Consider the following 16,778-nt stretch of genomic DNA (forward strand, 5'->3'; position numbering starts at 1 on the left):
CCTGACAGCGGTTAAGCATTAACGAACCCTCAACCGCTGTCAGGGTCTTCGACCGCTGACAGGGTTAACCCAGGTATTTCCGGTAAAACGGCCGGTAGCCGAGCAGCAACGCAAACGGCGTCAAAAGCCCAAATACTATTTTCTGAACGGCAAAGGGCGGTTTGGCCAGACGGAACACGTGGTCAAAATGATTCATCATGAGGGCTACCTGCAAAAGGCCCGGCACCCCGTCGGCGTTGGTTTTGCCGTCAGTCGCCAGCCCGGTGTTTAGCTCAAGCAAATATTCTGTATCCATCGCCGGAATCGTTTTCCAGGCAACAACGGTTTTGTCGTCGGTGGCATTCCACATGGAATGAACGATATTTTTTCTGATGTGGATCTTGTCGCCGGGCTGGAGAGTCTGTAGGTTTCCACCCAAACGAATGGTTAATGCGCCCTGCAACACTTCAAAATATTCGTCCTGATGCGGATGGTAATGGGCCATGGGCTCTTTGGAGTGAGCTTCATAAGTCGTTATCAGTTCCAGAAGCTGCCCGTTGGTATCGGCCTGTGTCTGCACAAACTGAATGATCTGCCCGGTTTTCGGGTTCCGAATTTCTTTTCCTTTATGTGCCATGGTGTGTATTTGTTGTCAGGCGAAGATAGCAGGGCCTGTTCGCAGATACCAAGACATTATTAGGAAGCGGTTGGAAGGTATGAACCCCAAGATCTTATTTCAACTTCGTTATTCATTATTCGATATTAATTTATTTGTGAAGTTAACATATTGAATAGCGAATAACGAAGTTTAATTTCGAATCAAACCGGCAAATAAATCGTGAAAGAGGCTCCTTTGTTTAATTCACTTTCGGCGGTGATCAACCCTTGGTGGTTTTCAACAATCTTTTTGCACAATGCCAGACCAATGCCCGTTCCACTGTATGACTTTCGCCCGTTTAGGCGGTGGAAAATGGTGAAAATCTGTTCGGCATACTGCTGTTCAAAACCGATACCGTTGTCTTTAAAATTCAGTTTCACGTAAGGCCGGTCGGATTGTAGATTTGGCATAGCGCGAACCTCTTCCGGCAGAAGAAGGGTCGATGAAATACGGATTTCAGGATTCTTCTCCGAAAACTTGAGTGAATTACCAATCAGATTGGAAAAAAGCTGATTTAACTGCTGTGGAATTGCGTTTAAGATCGGTAATTTATCCTGAATAATAACCGCATTTTTTTGCTCAATTAATAACTCGAAATCCGTTTTAACGTTCGCCAATATTAAATTGAGATCGGTTTTTATAAAAAGTTCATCCGTTCTGGAAAGGCGTGAATACTCCAGCACATCTTTGATTAAATCCGACATGCGCTGCGCCGAAGAACTGATTTTAGACATTAGATTGATTGACGATTCTTCGTCGTGAAGACTCCCCGTCAACAGTTCCGTAAACGTTTGGATTTTCCGCAGCGGTTCCTGCAAGTCATGGCTGGCGATGTAGGCAAATTGCTCCAGTTCGTGGTTGGTGCGCACCAGCTCGGCGTTCGTGTTCCGGAGTTCGAGCGTTCGCTCCGTCACCCGTTTTTCCAGTTCCTCGGCGATTTCTTCCAGATTTTTCCGGGCCTCCACCTGCTGCGTAATGTCGATGGCCGATCCCAGCAACCGGACGGGTTTCTGTTGTGCATCAAAAATCACTTTCCCAATTGCCCGCACCCAGTGAACGGCATGGTCGGGCCGGGCCAGCCGGGCTTCGTAATACAGGCGCCCCGTTTTAAAAGCTTCTTCGTGCGCTTTGGCCCGAATCGGAAGGTCATCCGGGTGGATGGCTCCACTAAATTCAGCATGTTGATGGGGCTGATTCGGGGCCAATCCGAAAATTTCTACGAGCCGTTCCGAATACTGGAAAATGCCATGCTCGATGTCCCAGTCGTACGTTCCCATTTCGGCGGCTTCGACGGCCAGCCGGGATCGCTGTTCGGCTTCGAAAATCGAATTCCGGGCTTCCACTTTCTCCGTCACATCGTTGACAGTCACCATAATACCGGAAACACTAGCATCAGATTCGAACAAGGGGGCATACTCAAAATCAAAGTAATATTTGCCCATGCCCTCCGGGGTGTTCACATAGGCGAGGGCTTCTTTTTCCGTGCAGGATTGGCCCGTTTTGAAAACGTTGGCAAGTAGATCGGGAAACGGCTGATCATGCAATTCCGGGAATACCTCGAGGAGCTTTTTTCCCTGAACCTCCGAAAAGGGTCGTTTCCACAGCGTTTTCAGCATGGTCTCGTTGGCAATTTCGATGATCAGATCGGTTCCTCTGAAAATCGCCATCGCGATCGGTGACTGAATGACCAGATTCCGAAATTGCCGTTCACTTTCCTGGGTAGCGTGTTTGGATTTGACCAGCTCGGTCACCTCATTGGCTACCACGATGATACCGCTCACCGACTGGTCGGCTTCCCGCAGGGGCTGGTAGACAAAATTGACATAGACGATGTCCGTTTTTCCAAACCGGTTGAGGGCGACGGCAAATTCGTTGCCGAAGAAAGGTTCGCCCGTTTCGACAACCCGGATGAGCAATTCCAGAATGCCCTGATCACGTACTTCCGGCAAGGCTTCCAGAATTGTTTTTCCGAGCGTCTGCTCCGCCGACTTTCCAATCAGATTGAGATAGGCAGCGTTGGCAGCTTCAAAAACAAAATGAGTTCCCTGTAAAACCGCAATGCCCACCGGGGCCTGGTTGATGACATTCCGAATGTGATCTTCGGCTTTCAAGCGGTTGTGTGCAATCGTCAGTTGAGCCTGGCGGTCGATTTCCGCTAACCACTTCGCCTGATTAAATTCGGTTTCGTGGAGTACGAGAATATCAATGGTTATTGCGATCTGCGTACCAATCTGCTCCACAAAGTGCTGGTAATCCGTATCAAAATTGCGATGCGGATTAAGGCCGACCACCAGAATCCCTATCTTGTTGCCCGAACCGGTTTTTTGAACCGGTACAATGTAGGCACTGTCGGGCAAACGGTCGGTCAGGGATTGGACAAGCATTCTGATTTTTTTCGATACCCCCTGAATCCGAACCGGCTGGCCGGTTTCAACTGCAGTATGGAGTTGCCAGAACTCGTCGGTGGTGGCGTCGGCAAGCGAAACGGTTTTTTCGAATGGATTTTCGTCCGGCCGAACACCTGAACAATGAATCAAATGGGCTTCCTGCCCGCTCGGATCGATCAAATAAAAGGCGGCAAACGGAATGTCTTTGTAATTCTGTCCCAGGATGTCAATGGCCATCCGGCCCACTTCAACTTTGGTTTTTGCGGATAAAACCTGGCTGGTTAGCGCATTCAGCGTCTGCAACCGGCGTTGTTGCAGAACCTTGTCCGTTTCTTCGTGACAGGCGCAGAACAAGCCGCCTACTTCCCCGTTCTCGTCGATAATCGGGCTATACGAAAAATTGAAATAGCCCTCTTCCGGAAATTCTTTTCGTTCCAGCAACAGCATCAAGTCCTGGCCGTAGATCGATTCCTGCTGTTCAAACACCAGGGTTTTCATCGGAAGCAGGCTTTCTTCCCAGATTTCGGACCAGAGTTCGTTGGCGGGTTTTCCCAGAAAGGCCGGGTGCTTGTGGCCCATCAGCGGCACATAGGCATCGTTGTGAAGGTTGATCAATTCCGGCCCCCACCAGATAAACATGGGATAGCTGGACCGAAGCACGATGCTGACGGCGGTTTTTAAACTTTGCGGCCACTGATCGGGTTCGCCCAGTGGCGATTTGGACCAGTCGAAAGCCCGCAGGAGTTGGCCCACTTCACCACCGCCTGCCAGAAAGCGGGGTAAATTGGGATTTGGTGTCTGTTTACTTACCAATTCGATGTTCGAAAATAGCCGGTTTTACGATAAAGTTACTAAATATAAAAAAGTACACCGGATAACGCCCGCTTACTTCTTCACTTCCCTGAAATCCAGTTGCTGAATCAGGGCCGGGTTTTCGGGCGTAAGCGTAAAAAAGACGTCGATATTGGCCTTTTCTCCTTCGATCAGGAAGCGGCCCCGCAGTTGATTTTCGGCAATTAGATCACCCACACGAACAATAGTCCCTGCTTTGGCGTACAAATCCTGTACCGTTTTTCGGCGGATTTCCAGCGACAGATCGGGGAAGAAATTTTCCGCAAAGAGTTTGCTTTCAGCCGCATTCGACCAGTCGGGGAGGAGTTGAAGCAACTCGGCTTTGCGTTGCGCCAGAATTTTGGAAACCGGAATCATGCGGGGTTTTAGGCCCGCCGTCGTAATCAGCGTATCCAGTGCCGCCCAGTTTACCGAACCCATGCCGGCGTAGGTGAGGTTCCCGAAGGCCACCACGCCAATCCCGTATTCCGGCATGATCCACCATTGGCTGCCAAAACCGGGGAGTCCGCCCGTATGACCCACATAAACCCGCCCGTCGCAATCGCGGCTCCAGCGCAGGCCGTAGGCGTAGCTGCTGACCATCGGGCAGGCCCGGCCACTGGGGTATTTGAAGCTGGCACTGAGGCTGTTGAATGTCCAGGGTTGCTGCATTTCGCGTACCGAACTGCGTTTCACCGGCGGTCCGTCGCCACGGCCGGTTTCGGCAGCACTTCGCGCGGGCCAGGCCGACTCATGGAACGCCATGTATTTACTGAAATCCTCCACGGATGTGATTAACCCGCCCATCGCACCGTATGATCCATCGTGCAACAACGGCTCTTCGAGCCAGGCGTTGTCCTGCCAGCGGTAGCCGTGCGCCAGCAGGGCTGGCGGTATTTTGGTATATTCCCAAACGGTATGCGTCATGCTCAGCGGTTTGAAAATCGCTTCGTCGATGTACTGCTGGTACGGTTTTCCGGAAACTTTGGTGATGATGGCACCCAGCATCGCAAACCCCAGGTTGCTGTATTCATAGGTAACGCCCGGAACGTTTGAAAGCGACAATCCCCCCGCGATCAGTTTGAGCAAATCGGCCGGGCTGTCGTCCAGTTGCCGGTCACCCCAGGGATTGTCTTCGGGAAATCCCGCCGAATGCGTCATCAGATTCCGAACCGTAATGAGGGGCGAATCCGAGGTCAGATACGGCAGTTTTTTCAACTCGGGAATGTAGAGATAAGCCGGATCATCGAGCCGCAGTTTACCTTCGTCCCGCAGTTTCAGAATCGCCATCGTGGTCACACTCTTGCTCATCGAGGCAATGCGAAACAGCGACTTCGGCGTGGCAGCTATCTTTTTTGCTACATCCGTATAGCCAAAACCGCCCGCGTGAACCAGCTTTCCGTCGACAACGATGCCAAACGCCAGCCCCGGAAAGTGGTTTTTTTCGGCATGTTGGCGGTATAAACTGTCGATGATCGGAAAAACCGCTGCGATCTTTTCATTCCGCTGGGGATCGGCAAAAACCGGTGCCTGGTAAGTGGTCGAATACGAGGCTGGAAGTCGATCACCGGCAGCGGGTTTGGGCTGGCTCTGGGCGAGCGACGCAACGAGTAGGGCGAGGGGAAGGAAGTGTTTTTTCATGGCTGTATTCGGTTGCGCTAAAATAGGACGCATTTATGAAAAGAGCTATTTCTGACCAACAAGAACTACCTTTGTCGGGAACGAAGCCCCGGCAGCATCTTGGAACAGAAGATCCTTTTTATTACCCCGCCTTTCACGCAGCTCAACACGCCGTATCCGGCCACGGCTTACCTGAAAGGCTTTCTGAATACGAAAGGGTTTCGTTCGCATCAGGCTGATCTGGGTATTGAGGTAATTCTGGATCTGTTTTCGGGAAAAGGTTTGCGGACGTTGTTTGCCGAACTGGACGCTTCAGATGCCGAACTGTCTGAGAATAGCTTTCGCATTTTTTCGCTCCGCGACGATTACATCAGCACCATCGACCCGGTGATCCGGTTTTTGCAAAATAAAAATCCAACGCTGGCCCACAGCATTTGTGATCGTTCTTATTTGCCCGAAGCGTCGCGGTTTGCCCAACTCGATGACCTGGACTGGGCGTTCGGCACGATGGGCATTCACGACAAAGCACGGCATCTGGCCACCCTGTACCTCGAAGACCTTGCCGATCTGATCACCGAAGCCGTCGATCCGCACTTTGGATTCAGCCGCTATGCCGAACGACTGGGACGCTCGGCCACGCACTTCGATGACCTTCATGCGGCTTTACAAGCTCCCGAAACCCTGATTTCGTTAACTTTAACGAACCTGCTCGAACAACGGCTGCAGGCGTGGCAACCCACGGTGGTTTGTCTGACAGTTCCGTTTCCGGGAAATCTGTACGGCGCGTTGAAATGTGGTCAGTATCTCAAGAAAAACCACCCCGAAATCGCCGTGATCATGGGGGGCGGGTATGCCAACACGGAACTCCGTTCGCTGAAGGAACCCCGGGTTTTCGATTACGTCGATTACATCTGCCTCGACGACGGCGAAGCGCCCTTGCTTTCGTTGCTGGATTATCTGGCGGGTCAGCGCGACCGGGCCGGTTTGAAGCGGGTCTATGCCCGAACGGATGGCGTCGTGACCTACCACAACCAGAACCGGGAGCGCGATGTAGCGCAGCGCGATACCGGCACGCCCGACTACCGCGATCTGCGGCTGAATGACTATTTATCCGTCATCGAAATTGTCAATCCGATGCACCGGCTCTGGAGCGACGGTCGCTGGAACAAGCTGACGCTGGCGCACGGTTGTTACTGGGGAAAATGTTCATTTTGCGACGTTTCTTTAGACTACATCAAGCGGTATGAACCCCTGACAGCAGCCCTGCTTTGCGACCGCATCGAAGAGATTATCGAACAAACCGGGCAGAACGGTTTTCACTTTGTGGACGAAGCGGCTCCGCCCGCTTTGATGCGCGATCTGGCCCTCGAAATTATTCGCCGGAAGCTGACGGTGGTGTGGTGGACCAACATCCGGTTTGAAAAAAACTTCACGCCTGACCTCTGCCAGTTGCTGAAACTGTCGGGCTGCATTGCGGTTTCGGGCGGGCTGGAAGTGGCGTCGGATCGCTTGCTCGAACGCATGAAAAAAGGCGTTACGGTGGCGCAGGTGGCGCGGGTTGCCGACGGTTTCACGCAGGCCGGCATCATGGTTCATGCATACCTGATGTACGGTTTTCCGACGCAAACGGCGCAGGAAACCATCGATTCGCTGGAAATGGTGCGGCAATTGTTCGAAATCGGGATTGTGCAGTCGGGGTTCTGGCACCGGTTTGCGATGACGGCTCACAGCCCGGTGGGGCTGCATCCGGCGGGTTTCGACGTTCAACGGATTGGCCCCGACACTGGTTTGTTTGCCGACAACGACCTGGACCACGACGACCCCCTGGGGGCCGATCACAGCCGGTTTTCGGAGGGCTTGCGGAAGTCGCTTTTTAACTATATGCACGGCGTCGCTTTTGAGTTTCCGCTCAAAAAGTGGTTTGATTTCAAAACACCTCCGACCAGCATTCCGCCGAAGTATATTGAGCAGAGTATCCGTCAATTGCCGGACAGTGAGTTTCGTTCCAATGCGATGGTGATCTGGCCGGGAAGTTTGCCGGTCGTATCCATTCTGGAAGTTAAAAAAGGCAGTAAAATAGCGGAAGTGGCCGAGTTGGTTTTCTACACGAAAAAAAGTGAATGGGCGCTGGAAACGAGCGTTTCGGTGGGAGAGTGGCTGGAGGGCGCGATGCCTAAACTGGTGATTGGGAACCACGAACCCTACTCCCTCGACGGCTTGAAAGCGGACTTTGAAGCCGTCGGTTTAGGGAGTTTTGGGACCTTTATGCAGTCGGCAATCTGGCGAAATTTGCGTCAGAATGGACTGCTGATTGTTTGAGATTAATAATCTTTTTTGTTGTCGCGTTTCGCCTGTTTGTCGGCCCGTTTTTCCTTCAACGTTTTCTCCGACGGTTTTTTTGCGCTTCCTTTTGTAGGTGCTTTTTGCTGTGCCATGGTTTTGGGGATTAGAAGTTGTAAATCGAAGGATGTACAGACTGGAAATCAATCCGGGTTTTATCCCTGTTCTCTTGTCTAACGTCTTTTCTCTTCAATCTGGCTTAAGATAGCCTTAAAAAACGAAAAAAAACTAGCATTGGCGATTAATAAAGAAGATTTGCCCCGGAAAACCCGCGTTTCGCAACTTGGGCTATCTTTGCAGCCGAATGTAACCGTTTTCTGACCATGACCCCACTTCAGCCCAACAATCCGCTTCACGGCAAAACCCTCGAAAATATCCTGACGGAGTTGGTGGAACACTATGGCTGGGCGCGGTTGGGGCAACGCATCACCATCCGCTGTTTTACCGATAATCCGAGCATCAAATCCAGCCTGACGTTCCTGCGTAAAACACCCTGGGCGCGGCAGAAAGTAGAAGAGCTTTACCTAACCCTCAAAACCAAGTGACCTGTTTTTTATGAGAAAACCCTACCTGATCTTCCTGATTTCCACCTTATTTTTTGGCGGCATGGTGTCCGAAAAACCGGCTGCCGATCCCGAGTTTCCGGATGAACTCGTCCATTTTACACCCTACGAAAACAACCCGGTTTTTGCCGGTACGAAAGCATCCACCTGGGATCATCATATTCGGGAGCGGGGCTACATTCTGCGGGAAGATAAGAACTGGTATCTGTGGTATACGGGTTATAAAGACGGAAAAAACACGACGAAATACCTGGGCCTGGCCACGTCTTCCGACGGGTTTACCTGGAAACGGCATCCGGAAAACCCCATTTATACCGCGGGTTGGGTGGAGGACATGTCGGTTGTAAAATCCGGCAGCACGTATTATATGTTCGCAGAAGGCAAAGATGACGTTGCCCACCTCCTGACGTCGACTGACCGCCTTCACTGGGAAGAACGCGGCCCGCTCGATATTCGCAGTGTCGACGGAAAACCGCTCAGTGCCGGGCCGTACGGGACGCCGGCCATCTGGAAGGAAGGCAGTGTCTGGTATTTATTTTATGAACGGAACGATGCTGCGGTTTGGCTGGCCACCTCCAAAGACTTGAAAAGCTGGAAGAACGTGCAGGATGAGCCGGTTTTGAAATGTGGGCCGGAAAAATACGACCAGTTTGCGGTGGCAACTAACCAGATTATCAAGTACAAAGGGCTTTACTATATGTACTATCACGCATCAGCTTTCAAAGACTGGCGGGAGTGGACGAACAACGTGGCGGTTTCGAAAGACCTGATTCACTGGAAGAAATACGCTAAAAACCCCATTATGGAAAAAAATACGTCGAGCGGATTTCTGGTTCACGACGGCTCGAGATACCGGCTTTATACGATGCATCCGGACGTCCGGGTTTTTCTGCCCGCTTCTCAACCCTAACCAATTGATTCAAATTTCCCTATCCTGATGAAACACTATATTCTGCTTGTCGCCTTCGTTTGTTCATCTCTTTCAGTTTTTTCACAAGGTTCAACGGCTTCTCAATCCAATATTGGGAAAAAGCCGACATCTGGTAATCCGGTGTTTCCGGGCTGGTACGCCGATCCTGAAGGCATTATTCTGGGGAATAAATACTGGATTTATCCGACCTATTCGGCACCGTATAACCAGCAGGTTTTCATGGATGCGTTTTCGTCACCCGACCTCGTGAACTGGACGAAGCACAGCCGGATTATCGACACCACGGCCATCAAATGGGCCTGGCGAGCCATGTGGGCACCGGCCATCGTTGAAAAAGGCGGCAAGTATTACCTGTTTTTCGGGGCCAATGACATTCAGAATGATCAGAAAGACGTGGGCGGTATTGGCGTGGCTGTGGCTGACAATCCGGCGGGACCGTTTAAGGATTATCTGGGTAAACCGCTGATCGACAAGATCATCAACGGAGCGCAGCCCATCGACCAGTTTGTTTTCAAGGACAAAGATGGTCAATATTACATGATTTACGGCGGCTGGCGGCACTGCAACATTGCCAAACTGAAAGACGATTTCACCGGATTTGTACCGTTTGCTGATGGTACGACGTTTAAGGAAATTACGCCTAAAGGCTACGTGGAAGGGCCGTTCATGTTCATTCGCAACGGCAAATACTACTTCATGTGGTCGGAAGGTGGCTGGACCGGCCCCAACTATTCCGTCGCCTACGCCATGGCGGATTCGCCGTTTGGCCCTTTCGAGCGGATCGATAAAATCCTCAAGCAGGACCCCAGCGTGGCAACCGGCGCGGGGCATCATTCGGTGATTCAGGTGCCGGGGAAAGATCAATGGTACATCGTGTATCACCGCCGTCCGCTAACGGAAACCGACGGCAACCACCGCGAAACCTGCATTGATATCATGGAATTTGATGCGAAGGGATTGATTAAACCGGTGAAAATCACGGTAGAGGGCGTGAAACCACAGCCGTTGAAGTAGCAGCGTTCAGTGTTCGTTATTCAGTGTTCAATATTCGGTGTTCAATATTCAATTTTTAAAAGTTAAGCCAAATCGAATATTGAATAACGAACACCGAATGTTGAATAGCAAATAACGAACCCGCGATCATTTACCGACCGCCCGTTTCAAAATGCCGCCGACGAAACTTCCCAGAAAGGTGAGGAAAATGGAACCATAGAGGCAGAAAAGCTCCAGTTCCTGTTTGCCGCCGTTTTCGGGAGCCGCCGTAAAAAAGGTATACCCAACCCACAGAAAAACCGCTTGTAAAACCGCCAGGATCCAGCCTTTCCGGGGTTCCAGAAAACCGATGATGGCAGCACTGACAGCCGCCAGAAAATAGGGCCAGTGTACCACATCCGCCCATTTGATCACAAACAGCAGCAGCGCACTGTTGGCCAGCACCAACAGGGTGTTGATGATGAGCCGCGTGTTGAAAAACGGTTCGCGGGCGTAGGAGCTTTCGGACGATTGTGGCATCTGGGTGGCTATTTTTTTGCGAAATTAGTCACAATTTCCATCCGGTGTACATACCGGACCGGCAATGGTTTCCGCTTCGGTCAGCGGGTTAACGTCTTTCCATTCACCGTACGACTTGATGAGCGCACCCAGAAAAGTCTCGGGGGCCTGCGCACCGGAAACGGCGTATTTCTGGTTGAAGACAAAAAAAGGAACGCCGGTAACGCCAACCTGCCGGGCTTCCCGAATGTCCGCTTTTACTTCGGCCGCAAACTGATCGGATTCCAGCACCTGTTCGACGTCAGGAGCCGCCAGACCGATGTCGGTTCCGAGTTGCAGCAGGGTGTCGTGATCGGCGGTATTGAGTCCTTCGGTAAAATACGCTTTGAATAGGCGTTCTTCCATATCGTCGCCTTTGCCCTGGGTTTTGGCGAGCTGCACCACGCGGTGGGCGTCGAAGGAATTGGCTACCACGGCTTTGTCGAAGTCGTAGTGCAGTCCTACTTCAGCGGCCATGTTGGTTACATAATCATTCATTTGCTTGGCATAGCCGAGCGTCCAGCCTTTGGCTTCGGCCAGGTATTCGGTAATGCTTTTATCCGGATTGGTCTCCTGAGCCGGATTGAGCTGAAAGCTTTTCCAGACAATCTCAATCGACTCTTTTTGGTCAAACTGCTCCAGAGCCGCTTCAAATTTGCGCTTTCCGATGTAGCAAAACGGACACATTACGTCCGACCAGATTTCAACTTTCATTTTCTTGGGTAGTTATAAAAAAACGAATTTATCTCAAATTCCGGGGAATCGAACGATTCCCGCCAACCATTACATGTTGTTACATCAATAAGGATTTGACGAGAAATTTGGTTCAGGAAATCGGTCATAATCCAACGATAGAGTTTAGCACTCCCGCATGTTACCCCTAAATCCCCTAAAGGGGACTTTCAGCACCCGGAGGATTCGCGTCCAAGTCCCCTTTAGGGGATTTAGGGGTAACATGCGGGAGTGCAGCAGAATGACCCACGTAAGTCCTGGTTTTTTACTACGACCTTTTTGTACATTTACTTCCGGAGTTGCCGGGGCAAAACCGCTTGATAACGGACATGAATGAAGTAGAGAAATCATTAGAAAGTCTGAAAAAAATGATTTTTCAGGCCGGTGAACTGAGTGACGTGGAGTGGGAGGCTTTTGCGCCTTGTTGGCATCCGGTCGACTACCGACGGAAAACCACGCTGACTACCGCCGGTGAAATCGAACGCTACCTGTATTATGTGGTCGAGGGCGTTCAGCGGGCGTATTATGTGGGGGAGGGGAAACGGGATGCCACGCTGATTTTTTCGTATAACGGCTCAATGTCGGGCATTATCGACTCGTTTCAATTGCAAAAACCGTCGCTGTATTACCTTGAAACCTTGACGACCAGCCGGTTGCTCCGGATTTCGTACGCAGATTTTAACCGGGTTCTCGGCACCTATCCGGCACTGGAACGCTGGGGACGCATCGGTACGGCGGCTGCGATGTCGGGCCTGATGGAGCGGTATATCGAACTGATGACGTTCAGTGCCGAGGAGAAATTTCGGGTGTTGCTGACCCGCAGCCCGCACGTCCTGCAACTGATTCCGCACAAGTATCTGGCGTCATACCTCGGTCTGGACCCCACCACGTTCAGCAAGCTACTGGCTTCCGTCAAATTGTAGCAGAGAACAAGAATCTTGGTCTGCGCCAACATTTTTTGGTAGGAACCGTCGTAGGTTTGTCTATATAAACGCCCGTAGCCATGCCCGCTTTTCAACCCAATGACTTGCTCGGTCAGTTAGCCCGCGAAACGCAAACGCTCGTCGAACTGGTCCTAACGGAATTCAGTCCGCTGTCAGTCGATGAGTTAAACCATCAACCGGCTCCGGATCGGTGGAGCATTGCGCAGTGCCTGGATCATCTAAACAGCTACGGGCATTACTACCTGCCGCAGCTCGAAGCCGCCGTTTTGAAAGGCGAAAAAGAGTCGATTCGGGCTGCTTCGACATTTCGCAGCGGCTGGCTGGGCAACTACTTCGCCAATTCAATGCGACCCAAGGCTGACGGTTCGATTGGGTTAAAAATGAAAGCCGTCAAGGAACACACGCCCGTTTCGAACCTGAACGCGTCGGCGGTTTTAGCGGTTTTTCTGGAACAGCAACACGCCCTGCTGGAACTGCTGGAACGCGCCAAAGTCGTGAATATTCAGAAACTCCGCATCCCCATTTCTATTGCCCGATTCATTCGGCTTTCGGTGGGCGACACCTTCCGGTTTCTAATTGCGCACGAGCAAAGGCATGTGTTACAGGCCCGTCGTGTTTCCTCCGAGCTGATTCTTCGCCCGAACGTTTCGGTTGAATCGTAATATTTCCTAAGTTTGGTCATGCTCCTGACCATAACCATCCTCGGCATTCTTGCCCTCATTGCGCTTATCTCGTTTGTCCGCCTGCACACCTTCCTGGCCTTTCTGGCGGTTTCATTGGGCGTCGGCCTAGCCCTGGGCCAAAAACCGCTGGAAATTCTGGATTCGATCCAGAAAGGCATCGGCGGCACGCTCGGTTCCATCACCGCCATCATTGCCCTGGGCGCGATGCTCGGCAAGCTGGTGGCACAAAGCGGGGCGGCCCAGCGCATTGCTATCAAACTCATGGATCTGGTGGGCACCCGCCACGCCCGCTGGGCTTTTCTGGTAACCGGTTTCATTGTCGGGCTGCCGTTGTTTTATTCCGTGGGATTTCTGCTACTGGCTCCGCTGGTCATCACGGTTTCGTACCGGTATAAACTCCCCGCGCTCTACATCGGCCTTCCTATGCTGGCGTCATTGTCGGTGACGCAGGGCTACCTGCCGCCCCATCCGGCTCCGCTGGCAATTCTGCAACAGTTCAACGCCGACATGGGGCTGACGCTTTTTTACGGCATCATCGTTTCCATTCCGGCCATTTTGATTTCCGGTGCCCTGTTTGGCTCAACGCTGAAACGCTTCACGACCCCGGCCAATCCGGCCTTCATTGCCCCCGACCTGAGTGAAGACCAGATGCCTTCGGCCACCACCAGTTTCCTGACGGTTTTGCTGCCGATTTTATTGATTGGCCTCAGCACCTTTCTGAATCCGTTGTTGCCGGAAGGCTCGCTGGTTCAGCAAGTGATTGGTTTTGTGGGCGAACCGGTGGTGAGCATGTTCCTGTCGGTGCTGGTGGCGACTTATACGCTGGGGCTTCGGCGGGGGAAAACCATGCCGGAAGTGACCGGACTGTTTGGCGAAGCGGTCAAGGATGTGGCGATGCTTTTCCTGATTTTTGGCGGGGCCGGGGCCTTGAAACAGGTGTTGACCGACGGCGGGGTAAGCCAGTCCATTGCCGGAATGATGGAAAATTCGACCTTGCATCCCTTCGTGCTGGCCTGGGGCATGGCCGCGCTGATTCGGGTTTGCACCGGCTCGTCGACGGTTTCGGGCATTACGACGGCCGGTTTTGTCGCGCCGATGCTGGCGGCTACGGGCGTGGAGCCTAACCTAATGGTGCTGAGCATCGGGGCTGGTAGCATGATGTTTTCCCACGTCAACGACACCGGTTTCTGGCTGTTTCGCGAATATTTCCAGTTGTCGATGGCCGATACGCTCAAAACCTGGTCGGTAATGGAAACGCTGGTGTCGATTACCGGTTTGGCGGGGGTGATGGCTCTGAATCTGATTCTTGGCTAGAAACTTTTGCCGTTCAGACCAGCTTGTCCACGGTAATCGGCAGTTCCCGAACCCGTTTTCCCGTGGCATGAAAAACCGCATTGGCCACCGCAGCGGCCACGCCAACGATTGCGATTTCGCCCAGCCCTTTCGCACCGATCGGGTTGACGTGGACATCGGGCTGATCCACAAAAAAGACTTCAATTTGCGGAATATCGGCGTGAACCGGGATGTGGTAGCTGGCAAAATCGCTGGTTACATAGCGGCCATACCGGTGGTCCATCACGGATTCTTCCATCAACGCCATACCTATTCCGCCCACGACGCCCCCGATGGACTGGCTGCGGGCGGTTTTGTAGTTGATGATTTTGCCGACATCAGCGCAGGTTACCACCCGTTTGACGCGCACCTCACCGGTGACCGGACTCACGTGAACCTCCACGAAATGACAGCCAAACGAATACATAGAATACTGATCCCGCTCCGGCCCCGATTTTGATTCTTCCGTCATTTCCACCTGGGGCAGCTTGTGATACTTCAGAATGTCCGTGTACAAAACGCTTGACCGGGACTCGGCATTTGGATAAATCCGGCCATTCTTAATCACGATTTCGTCGGGCCAGGCACTGCTCAGAATGGAACCGGGCATGGATGCGCCCAGAATCAGGAGCTTGTTTTTCAGGGCTTTGCAGGCATCGTGAACGGCTGATCCTACGCTGGGAATGGTAGCAGAACCGTTTTGGCCGGGGGCATCGGGCAAACTGGAATCGCCCAGATCGAAGCGGATTTTTTTGGGACTGACGCCCAGAATTCGGGCGGCAATCTGCGTCATGGCCGTGCCGGTTCCGGGGCCAATGTCCATCGTCGCACTTTGTATCACCACAGAACCGTCGGCTTGCATAACCGCTTTCGCTTTGGAAGGATGGCGGTGAAAACCGTAGAGGCTGGACGCCATGCCGTAGCCAACCAGCAGGCCATCGGCTTGCATCGACCGGGGTTCCGGCTTGCGGTTTTTCCAGCCAAACTCCTCAGCGCCAATGCGGTAACATTCCTTCAGCGACTTGGCCGACCACGGCAGGTTGCGTTCGGGGTCGGCATCGGCGTGGTTCCGCAGCCGCAGTTCCAGCGGGTCGAGTTGGAGGGCAAACGCCAGCTCATCGAGCGCCGATTCCAGGGCAAACATCCCCGTTGCGTCGCCGGGGCCGCGCATCCAGGTAGGCGTGTTCACATCCAGGTTGAGCAGCCGGTAGCGGGTGGACACATTGAGACAGGCATACATCGCCCGCGTGGCCAGGATCGTTCGTTCAAGGTGTTCTTCGTAGGCCGAAGTCTGCCCGGTGCCTTCGTGCGTGATGGCCGTCAAAATGCCGGTTTTGGTGGCACCCATCGCAATTTTTTGTACGGTAAAAGGGCGGTATCCCACCGAGGTAAACATCAGTTCGCGACCCAAAACCAGTTTGACCGGCCGTTTGACCTGTTTGGCCGCCAGCACAGCCGCAACCGTGTGGGGCCAGACCCGGATGCCCGAGCCAAAGGCACCGCCGATAAATTGGGCGTTGACTTTTACCTGTTCGCGCGGTAGTTTAAACGCCTGCGCCAGATTGCCCTGCGCCGATTTAACCCCCTGATTTTTATCGTAAACCGTTAGTTTATCATCGGCTTCCCAAACCGCGATAATGGCGTGGGGTTCCAGCGGCTGGTGGTGCTGGGTGGGAATGGTGTAGGTGGCTTCCAGCTTGACTTCCGCCGATGGCAGAGCGTCAGGATCACCCCGGTCGTAATCCTGAAACGGGGACGTTTTGTTCCGCTGCACATTGACCGCAATGGCGGCTGTTGACCGATTGGCGACAAAGTCAGTCTGGTGTGTTTCAGTCTGGTAATCAATCTCCACCAGCGAAGCCGCGTGCTGGGCCTGCTCGAGCGTTTGGGCCACCACCATTGCGACGGGCTGGCCACTGAAATAGATCAATTCATCGTAAAACACCCGAAAAGCCGTGCCGATCGGAGCCCGTTCTGCGGGTTGTTTAACGGGTGGGTAAGCGGGTACGCCGGGCGTATTCTTATGGCTGATGACGGCCAGAACGCCCGGTGCTGCTTCCGCCGGTTTGGCGTTGATGTTCGCAATGCGGCCTTTGGCGATGGTGCTGGTAATCAGAACCGCATGGGCCAGGTTGTCGAACGGGTATTCGGCGGAATAGGTAGCCGCTCCCGTTACTTTCAATCGGCCATCAACGCGGTTGAGCGAAGGTTCCGGTTCGGCAGGACGTAGGTGGGCATTTGCCATAAA

The 16,778-nt window shown here is 52.8% G+C and carries 13 protein-coding genes; 7 read left to right on the forward strand and 6 right to left on the reverse strand.

Annotation, left to right across the window (positions count from 1 at the left end; all coding sequences use genetic code 11):
• Positions 1 to 64 precede the first annotated feature (64 nt).
• The 3 genes from DUE52_RS04920 to DUE52_RS04930 form a co-directional block, all read right to left on the reverse strand.
• Positions 65 to 616 carry a cupin domain-containing protein gene (locus tag DUE52_RS04920; RefSeq protein ID WP_114404845.1) on the reverse strand — a complete coding sequence of 184 codons (552 nt, stop codon included), beginning with the start codon at positions 614 to 616 and terminating at the stop codon, positions 65 to 67.
• Between the two features lie 182 nt (positions 617 to 798).
• The gene (locus tag DUE52_RS04925) at positions 799 to 3,837 is read right to left on the reverse strand and encodes a PAS domain-containing protein (RefSeq protein WP_114404846.1); all 3,039 of its coding nucleotides are present in this window, start codon (positions 3,835 to 3,837) and stop codon (positions 799 to 801) included.
• 72 nt (positions 3,838 to 3,909) lie between these two features.
• Positions 3,910 to 5,496 (reverse strand): serine hydrolase domain-containing protein, encoded by a 1,587-nt coding sequence (locus DUE52_RS04930; protein WP_114404847.1) that lies wholly within the window; start codon positions 5,494 to 5,496, stop codon positions 3,910 to 3,912.
• Between the two features lie 99 nt (positions 5,497 to 5,595).
• On the opposite strand from DUE52_RS04930, the gene DUE52_RS04935 reads away from it, so the two are divergent.
• The 4 genes from DUE52_RS04935 (at position 5,596) to DUE52_RS04950 (ending at position 10,323) form a co-directional block, all read left to right on the forward strand.
• On the forward strand, positions 5,596 to 7,794 hold the full coding sequence (locus tag DUE52_RS04935) for a B12-binding domain-containing radical SAM protein (RefSeq protein ID WP_114404848.1): 2,199 nt from the start codon (positions 5,596 to 5,598) through the stop codon (positions 7,792 to 7,794).
• A 344-nt stretch (positions 7,795 to 8,138) separates the two neighbouring features.
• On the forward strand, positions 8,139 to 8,360 hold the full coding sequence (locus DUE52_RS04940) for a VF530 family protein (protein WP_114404849.1): 222 nt from the start codon (positions 8,139 to 8,141) through the stop codon (positions 8,358 to 8,360).
• A gap of 10 nt (positions 8,361 to 8,370) precedes the next feature.
• A complete protein-coding gene (locus tag DUE52_RS04945; RefSeq protein ID WP_114404850.1) occupies positions 8,371 to 9,288 on the forward strand; it encodes a glycoside hydrolase family protein in 918 nt (305 codons plus the stop codon).
• A gap of 27 nt (positions 9,289 to 9,315) precedes the next feature.
• Complete coding sequence (locus tag DUE52_RS04950; protein WP_114404851.1) at positions 9,316 to 10,323, forward strand: glycoside hydrolase family 43 protein; 1,008 nt, start codon at positions 9,316 to 9,318, stop codon at positions 10,321 to 10,323.
• Positions 10,324 to 10,449: 126 nt separating this feature from the next.
• On the opposite strand, the gene DUE52_RS04955 is transcribed toward DUE52_RS04950, so the two are convergent.
• Together DUE52_RS04955 and DUE52_RS04960 are read right to left on the reverse strand one after the other, a co-directional pair.
• On the reverse strand, positions 10,450 to 10,821 hold the full coding sequence (locus tag DUE52_RS04955) for a hypothetical protein (protein WP_114404852.1): 372 nt from the start codon (positions 10,819 to 10,821) through the stop codon (positions 10,450 to 10,452).
• 24 nt (positions 10,822 to 10,845) lie between these two features.
• The gene (locus tag DUE52_RS04960; RefSeq protein WP_114404853.1) at positions 10,846 to 11,553 is read right to left on the reverse strand and encodes a DsbA family oxidoreductase; all 708 of its coding nucleotides are present in this window, start codon (positions 11,551 to 11,553) and stop codon (positions 10,846 to 10,848) included.
• A gap of 347 nt (positions 11,554 to 11,900) precedes the next feature.
• Between DUE52_RS04960 and DUE52_RS04965 the strand changes: the two genes are divergently transcribed.
• The 3 genes from DUE52_RS04965 to DUE52_RS04975 all read left to right on the forward strand — a co-directional run bounded on the left by DUE52_RS04965 (position 11,901) and on the right by DUE52_RS04975 (position 14,512).
• Positions 11,901 to 12,494, forward strand: coding sequence for a Crp/Fnr family transcriptional regulator (locus DUE52_RS04965; RefSeq protein WP_114404854.1), 594 nt, complete (start codon positions 11,901 to 11,903; stop codon positions 12,492 to 12,494).
• An 80-nt stretch (positions 12,495 to 12,574) separates the two neighbouring features.
• Positions 12,575 to 13,177 (forward strand): DinB family protein, encoded by a 603-nt coding sequence (locus DUE52_RS04970; RefSeq protein ID WP_114404855.1) that lies wholly within the window; start codon positions 12,575 to 12,577, stop codon positions 13,175 to 13,177.
• 18 nt (positions 13,178 to 13,195) lie between these two features.
• Positions 13,196 to 14,512, forward strand: a complete 1,317-nt coding sequence (locus tag DUE52_RS04975; protein WP_114404856.1) for a gluconate:H+ symporter — start codon at positions 13,196 to 13,198, stop codon at positions 14,510 to 14,512.
• A gap of 13 nt (positions 14,513 to 14,525) precedes the next feature.
• Here the strand turns inward: DUE52_RS04975 and DUE52_RS04980 are convergent, their stop codons facing one another.
• The gene (locus DUE52_RS04980; protein WP_114404857.1) at positions 14,526 to 16,775 is read right to left on the reverse strand and encodes a xanthine dehydrogenase family protein molybdopterin-binding subunit; all 2,250 of its coding nucleotides are present in this window, start codon (positions 16,773 to 16,775) and stop codon (positions 14,526 to 14,528) included.
• Positions 16,776 to 16,778 lie beyond the last annotated feature (3 nt).

This window comes from Larkinella punicea (assembly GCF_003334855.1).
Classification (GTDB): domain Bacteria; phylum Bacteroidota; class Bacteroidia; order Cytophagales; family Spirosomataceae; genus Larkinella; species Larkinella punicea.

Bases quoted from the DNA above. Each gene is read 5' to 3' on its own strand.
- DUE52_RS04930 (WP_114404847.1), bottom strand. From the start codon at position 5,496: ATGAAAAAACACTTCCTTCCCCTCGCCCTACTCGTTGCGTCGCTCGCC.
- DUE52_RS04975 (WP_114404856.1), top strand. From the start codon at position 13,196: ATGCTCCTGACCATAACCATCCTCGGCATTCTTGCCCTCATTGCGCTT.
- DUE52_RS04945 (WP_114404850.1), top strand. From the start codon at position 8,371: ATGAGAAAACCCTACCTGATCTTCCTGATTTCCACCTTATTTTTTGGC.
- DUE52_RS04980 (WP_114404857.1), bottom strand. From the start codon at position 16,775: ATGGCAAATGCCCACCTACGTCCTGCCGAACCGGAACCTTCGCTCAAC.
- DUE52_RS04955 (WP_114404852.1), bottom strand. From the start codon at position 10,821: ATGCCACAATCGTCCGAAAGCTCCTACGCCCGCGAACCGTTTTTCAAC.
- DUE52_RS04920 (WP_114404845.1), bottom strand. From the start codon at position 616: ATGGCACATAAAGGAAAAGAAATTCGGAACCCGAAAACCGGGCAGATC.
- DUE52_RS04970 (WP_114404855.1), top strand. From the start codon at position 12,575: ATGCCCGCTTTTCAACCCAATGACTTGCTCGGTCAGTTAGCCCGCGAA.
- DUE52_RS04950 (WP_114404851.1), top strand. From the start codon at position 9,316: ATGAAACACTATATTCTGCTTGTCGCCTTCGTTTGTTCATCTCTTTCA.
- DUE52_RS04965 (WP_114404854.1), top strand. From the start codon at position 11,901: ATGAATGAAGTAGAGAAATCATTAGAAAGTCTGAAAAAAATGATTTTT.
- DUE52_RS04960 (WP_114404853.1), bottom strand. From the start codon at position 11,553: ATGAAAGTTGAAATCTGGTCGGACGTAATGTGTCCGTTTTGCTACATC.
- DUE52_RS04940 (WP_114404849.1), top strand. From the start codon at position 8,139: ATGACCCCACTTCAGCCCAACAATCCGCTTCACGGCAAAACCCTCGAA.